Raw genomic sequence first — 6254 nt, forward strand, 5'->3', positions numbered from 1 at the left:
CTTTTTCTCCTTCTTCTTAGAAAACCACCGTCTTGCGGATGTATTTGACGATTTCGTCCACATTGTCCATGACCTCGAAAAGCAGCATGTCCTCCTCATCAATTTTGCCGTTGCTGATCAGCTGCTGCCGGATCCAGTCAACCATCCCGCCCCAGAAGGCCGAGCCGACCATGATGATCGGGAAGGGTTTGATTTTACGGGTTTGAATCAGCGTCAATGCCTCGAACAGCTCGTCCAAGGTGCCGAAGCCGCCGGGCAGGCAGATGAAGGCCATAGAATACTTGATGAACATCACTTTGCGCACGAAAAAATAGCGGAAGTCCAAGGGCAGGTTGACATAAGGATTGCCCTGCTGCTCAAAAGGCAGGTCGATGTTCAGGCCGATGGACATGCCGCCGACATCTGACGCGCCCCGGTTGGCCGCCTCCATGATGCCAGGGCCGCCTCCGGTGACAATGCCGTAGCCGTGGTCGGCCAGCTTGCTGCCAAGTTCGCGGGTGAGTTTGTAATCGGGATGATCCTCCGGGGTGCGGGCCGAGCCGAAAACTGTGACTAAAGGACGGCTGACTGTGGACAGCGCGTCAAAGCCCTCGACGAATTCCGCGATAATCCTGAACAGCCGCCAAGCGTCGCCCTTGCTGAGATCATTGAGGCAGTATTTCTGATCCATCTTGCTGCATTTTGAAGCCATTTATTCTCCTGTGAGAAAGAGTTATGCTGAAGAAAAAATTCTTCCCGGCATTGGATAATTCCGAAATTTGGTGTAAAGGCAGTTTGCAAACCGCCTTTATCTGTTCTTATTTTCTTTGTAATCAGATAGAACAATAACCCTGCCAAGGCGACTAAGGCAACATCAGCTTGTTTTCAGCAGATCAAGAATGCCCTTGACCGTGGCTGTCACGGGAGCAGTCATTCCAGCGCAGGCTTTTGCCGCTTCGATCAAGCCTTCCGCGCTGAATTGATACCTTCTTTTTTCCGGCTCTTTCTTTGTCGTCTCTTTCACTAAATCATCTAAATCTTTTGTAACATTTCCCTTCTTCTCTTCCGGTAGTTGGGTGAGCATTTGCTCAACTTGCTGGCAAAGGCGTTCCAATTCAGATTTCAAGGCTGGTTCAGCGGCAGATTGGGCCACCGTGTTAAAGCTGTTCTGGATCGTCGGGGCTGTAATTATGTTGCTGCTGGTAACAGTTGAACCTTGAATTGAGACGCTGTTATCGTTTTTAGCTGGCTGATCACCGATCATGATATCCCCCTTTGGATTATGGATGACTATATCTCCTCGTTGATACTCTTTCCTTGCCGCTCTCGGCATAATCTGCAAAATCTTGGCAAGATCAAAGGTGCCGTATTCGCAGTCGTATTCAGTTCTGCCTTTGTCTTCCATTGCCAGCAGTTGCCGGAAATCCGCTTTGATCGGCTTGTCAGGACGATTGAGGAACTGGCCATCTTCTATCCTGCTCTCCTCCGGCACGATAACCCATTCACTGAAGCGCAGCTCAGGCATCAAATCAAGAATTTCTTTAATATCATCATAAAGGATTTTGAAATATTCATTTGCTTTCCTGCCGTATACCCATAGAGCCAATTTCCGGTCGTGATAATCAACTTGAACCAACGCCTTTGCGCTTTCATCCTTTTTCTCTAATATTACACCGTTCTGCCAGACAAATTCACCGACAATTGCTTTATGGCGGCCCACGATGAAGTTGGGCATAATGTGCCGGGGCAGGAAGCCAGTGAAATTGAACTCAAAGGCGAGGCTGCCGCGCTTCTCGAAACCGTGCTGCGGCTGGTCGGATTCCAGCAAAGCCGGGATGACGAACATTTCCTGCTCATGGCGGCAGGGAAAACAGAGCTTGAACTGCTCCATCGCCTGAATGACAATCGCCGCTTTGTCGGGCGGATAGCGAAGGATATTGTCAAGATTGTCACGCACCTCCGCCGCGCTGAGAATGAGGACAATCTCAGCCTCGCGCAGCCTGCCTTTTTTATCCTTCGCCTCCTTTGAATACAGCAAAGTATAAACGCCGTAGGTCAGCCAGCGCGGATTGAGGATATAGCTGTCCAACGCGGCGATGTTCGGGAAATGAACAATCACGCCGAGCTTGTCGAAAAGGTCGAGCAGCCACGCCTGATTGAGGTCGCCCTGCTCGGCCAGCCCGCTGCCTTGGCACAAATCCAGCCACGCGGTTTTCTTGAGGAAAGACTCTGTGCTGGAACGGTTTGTCAGCTCGTCCAAAACCGCGAGATGTGCCTTGCCGAAGCGGACAGTATGCACGCCAAGCTGCGCGACCTGCTTGATCAAGTCCGCTTGGAACCGCTGAAAGTGCGCGGCGTATTCCTCTTGGTATTTGGTGCAGGAAAGCGGGTAGAAATCCAGCACGTTGCCGTGCTTCTCCTTGAGCGCGGCCATGTCGAGGTTGACCGCGCAGAGATCGGCCTTGTTGCCGACCAGCATGACCGGGGCCTTGCTGCCGAAAGCCCGCACATGCTCCAGCCAGTATTCGGCCTGCTCGTTGGCGTTGATTTCGGTTCTGCCGTCGAGGAGGAGGATGTAGAGGCAGCGCGAGCGGAGAAAGAACTGGTGAGTGGCGTGGGCCACGACCTGCCCGCCGAAGTCCCAGAAATGCGCGGTGATTTCCGTGCCCGGCACCTTCCAGTCGGAAATGTCGATGCCCGGAGTCATCTGCTCCTTGCCCGCAACCACTTCGAGGCCGTTGAGAGCGCGGATGAGCGAGGTCTTGCCCGCCTCGCCATAGCCAAGAAAGATGACGCGGACACGGTTGAGGGCACCGGCAGAATTGCCGAGGCTTTTTAGATAGGCGTGAATGTGCGTAGGTTCTTGATCAAGGATTTCTTGCGGGAGATAAGCGACTGCTTCAAGAAATTCTTTATTTGAAGGCACTCCGTCAATGCGGCCTTGGAACCAGTCAGCCCAGATGTCAAAGCCGTGGCCGTAGTCGCGGAGAACTTGGACGAATTTTTGCCCGCGCTGAAGCCATTCTTGTGACTGGGAAGCGTAGAGGGGTTGATAAAGATAGTCGGCAGGTGTTTTGCCGGAGTTGAGGTGTTTTTTGAGAAAGATTAGCTCATTGGCTACATGTAATGTTGCTTGCTGAAAACGTCTAATAGACTCATTATACCAATAAGATATATCGTTTGATAAAAGAGTTATTCTTTTAAAATAAAATACGGTGGTATTTTCACGGTATTCTAATATAAGCAAGAAATAAGGCAGTATTTTAATGAAATAAGATTCTGTTTTTGCGTTTACTTGCAGTGCAACTAATAATCTTTTTTGTTTTTCGTTATCGTTTAACGATAAATAATGACGATCTTCAAAACTTTTCTCGGGGAGTAATGTCGGTAGACATTGCGTGGCGATACGAGCTGCAAAGATAGCCGCCCATTCTTCAGGCAGTTGTTCCAATTCTTTTTCTATTTCTTTCTCGTTCATGGCAAGTTGTTTAGCTGGGTGGTGCGGGCGGTTCGCAAACTGCCCCTGCGCGGGCATCGGCTATCACACGGCGGGCATGGCCTTGCACCAGCCCGTTGGCAAAAGGTGTATTTCTTCTATCTGGAAGTATATTTTTTAGACTTTCTCATCTATTTTTCCTATTTTCTCATCCAAAAAATATACGAGGAAACAGGCCGCGCCTGTCTGCTCATATATTTTTCCTATTAAAAGATAGGCGGGGAGGATGAGGAGATAGATTTTCCCTGCATGACAACAGACCGGGCGGCCCTTTTCCTGCCCCTGCCGTTCAGCACTCCCGGCAACTATTCACCGGAAAAACCACGCCGCTCTCTTTTTCAAAGCAGATCAGGATGAAAGCACTTCAACATCATAGAGACTAATTTTACGGTCAACAGTAACCAGCACCATTGATTCAATCCGGGCCTGCGCAATGAGCAGGCGGTCAAACGGATCGTTATGATGACAAGGCAACTGGCTGAGGTCATAGATATGGGATAATTCTATCGGCAGCATGTTCAGTCCGTTCTCTCTGGCCTGCATTTCGATCAACTCCGGCAGTGCCGCCCTGAGCTGAAGTTTGCCCAACTGCTGCTTGATCTGGATTTCCCAAGGGGAAACATGGCTCAAATAGAGCTGGTTATGCGGATCGCAACAGGCATCGTAAGCAGCCGGAGGTATTTTCTCAGGTTCCGAATTCAGCCAGAGGAAAATATGTGTGTCCAAGAGCAATTTCATGCGGCATCACCTGACCAGAATATATCCGGCAACGCATCATCAAAATCTTCTCGGATATCTATCCTGCCTTTAAATTGACCAAACTGCCGTTTGGTTGGTATTGATTCATGCTGTTCCGCCTGTTCATACAGCACAATCACTCTGACTGTGCCGCGCTGTATGTCATAAGGAAGTTTCAGGCGCAGCTCACGATCTCTTGTCACTTCTGCCCGCATTTCCAGAGCTTGCATATTTTTCCCTCCAGTATGGTCTGTTCTTCAAGCATATCTTTCGTGCTGCATTCCGTCCATCATTCGAGCCTCGGCAGAGTGCGTCTTCTTTTACAAGGCTTCGCCGCCACGCTGAAAAATTTGCTCCAAGCCCTCGGCAATCAATATCAGCTCATCCTCTCTCACTGTCCGCATGTCCAAAAGCAGGCGGTCATCCTCAATCCGGCCAATGACTGGCACCGCAAGGCTGCGCAGTTCCTTTTCCAGCCTGCTGACCCGCATGAACGAAGGACGCAACTCCACACCTCGGCTGGCAAGATGCTGCTCAGGCATGGCTCCGCCGCCGACTTGCGCCAGCGTATCCACTGTCTGCACTGCGCAGAATTTGCTGATGCGCTCTTGCAGCAACGCAACTAATTGCTCGGCCCGTTGTCCAACCAACGCAAGCGGCGCGGAGATCATCTGCAAGGTGGGAATGCGCTCGCAGACTGTTATGGGATCGCGGTACAGCCGCAGCACCGCCTCCAGACTGGCTAAGGTGAATTTGTCGATGCGCAGAGCACGGTTGAGCGGATTTTTTTTGATCTGCTCAATAATTTCGCGCTTGCCGAGAATAATGCCAGCCTGCGGTCCGCCCAGCAGTTTATCGCCGCTAAAGGTGACAACATCCACGCCAGAGGCAACAACCTCCTGCACAGTCGGTTCTTTTTCCAAACCAAAGGGGCTGAGATCAACCAAACAGCCGGAGCCGAGATCTTCCATCACTGGCAGGTTGTGTTCATGGCCGAGCTGCACCAGCTCCTCATTGCTGACCGCACTGGTAAAGCCGATAATCCGGTAATTGCTGGTGTGCACCTTGAGCAAAAGGCCAGTTTCAGCATTGATAGCCTGCTGATAATCCTTCAGATGGGTGCGGTTGGTTGCGCCGACCTCCACCAGCTTGGCCCCGCTGCGGGCCATGACTTCTGGAATGCGGAAGGAGCCGCCGATTTCCACCAATTGCCCCCGTGAAACGATTGCTTCCTTGCCCTTGGCCAAGGTGTCGAGGGCAATCAGTACCGCCGCCGCATTGTTGTTGACCACTAAAGCAGCCTCGGCCCCGCTGAGTTCGCAAAGCAGTTCTTCAACCAAGGCGTAACGGCTGCCGCGCTTGCCAGCAGCCAGATCAAACTCTAAATTAGAGTAATTGATTGCGGCCTGCGCCAGCACCAGCGCGGCAGATTCCGGCAAAACCGAGCGGCCTAGGTTAGTGTGGATGATAACCCCAGTGGCGTTGATGACCCGGCGGAATCGCGGTTGATTCAAGGCCAGTATCGCCGCTTTGATCTGGCTGAGGAGTACAGGCAGAGTCAGCGCATCCGCAGCAATTTCTTTGCCGGAAAGAATTTCCTGCCGCTGCGCTTCAAGGACTACGCGGATGCCTTTTTTCAGCAATCCCGCCGGAATTTCCGCTAGGATTTCATCGTGAAGAAGCGCGAGAAGGCACTCGTCAACGCTTGGGATTTGGCGCAGCAGCTTGTGCATGATTTGTAAGCAGACGCAAAAGGACAGAACATAGAGGTATCTCAGATAGTTTTGGTAGATTTTTAGCAGGTTCATTGTACGCCAGAACTCGACGCGAAGGCAATCGGAAACGATCAACTGCCCAGAATCAGGCGGGTTGAACAGGTGCCGCAGAAAAATTTCCCCTTAGGTAAAAAATCGCTTGACGTTAGGGAACGAGTCCTGTATATTCGTGCCTCGTCGCCGGTGGTACTGAGGCTGAAAGCTGAAGCCGAGACGATGAAAAAGCAGCCCGAAAGAAAAAATAAAAAAGTTCTTGACGGTCGAAA

At 51.2% G+C, this 6254-nt stretch carries 6 protein-coding genes; 1 reads left to right on the top strand and 5 read right to left on the bottom strand.

Translation table 11 applies throughout. From position 1 onward, the window contains the following. Positions 1–16: 16 nt before the first annotated feature. Positions 17–691, bottom strand: a complete 675-nt coding sequence (locus ACNKIB_RS12140; protein ID WP_417910825.1) for a TIGR00730 family Rossman fold protein — start codon at positions 689–691, stop codon at positions 17–19. A 162-nt stretch (positions 692–853) separates the two neighbouring features. Continuing rightward, a complete protein-coding gene (locus tag ACNKIB_RS12145) occupies positions 854–3226 on the bottom strand; it encodes a COR domain-containing protein (RefSeq protein ID WP_417910826.1) in 2373 nt (790 codons plus the stop codon). Positions 3227–3421: 195 nt separating this feature from the next. Here ACNKIB_RS12145 and ACNKIB_RS12150 point away from each other — a divergent pair, with 195 nt between their 5' ends. Continuing rightward, positions 3422–3685, top strand: coding sequence for a hypothetical protein (locus tag ACNKIB_RS12150; RefSeq protein ID WP_417910827.1), 264 nt, complete (start codon positions 3422–3424; stop codon positions 3683–3685). 138 nt (positions 3686–3823) lie between these two features. Here ACNKIB_RS12150 and ACNKIB_RS12155 read toward each other — a convergent pair whose 3' ends face one another. From ACNKIB_RS12155 to selA, 3 genes are all read right to left on the bottom strand, one after another. Beyond that, positions 3824–4213: a type II toxin-antitoxin system VapC family toxin gene (locus tag ACNKIB_RS12155; protein ID WP_417910828.1), complete on the bottom strand. Its 390-nt coding sequence runs from the start codon at positions 4211–4213 to the stop codon at positions 3824–3826. Continuing rightward, positions 4210–4443 carry a hypothetical protein gene (locus tag ACNKIB_RS12160; RefSeq protein ID WP_417910829.1) on the bottom strand — a complete coding sequence of 78 codons (234 nt, stop codon included), beginning with the start codon at positions 4441–4443 and terminating at the stop codon, positions 4210–4212. The genes ACNKIB_RS12155 and ACNKIB_RS12160 overlap by 4 nt, the downstream gene beginning before the upstream one ends. A 90-nt stretch (positions 4444–4533) precedes the next feature. After that, positions 4534–5946: an L-seryl-tRNA(Sec) selenium transferase gene (gene selA / locus ACNKIB_RS12165; protein WP_417910830.1), complete on the bottom strand. Its 1413-nt coding sequence runs from the start codon at positions 5944–5946 to the stop codon at positions 4534–4536. Between the last annotated feature and the right edge of the window lie 308 nt (positions 5947–6254).

Source organism: Candidatus Electronema sp. PJ (genome assembly GCF_048287395.1).
In the GTDB taxonomy this organism is placed as follows: domain Bacteria; phylum Desulfobacterota; class Desulfobulbia; order Desulfobulbales; family Desulfobulbaceae; genus Electronema.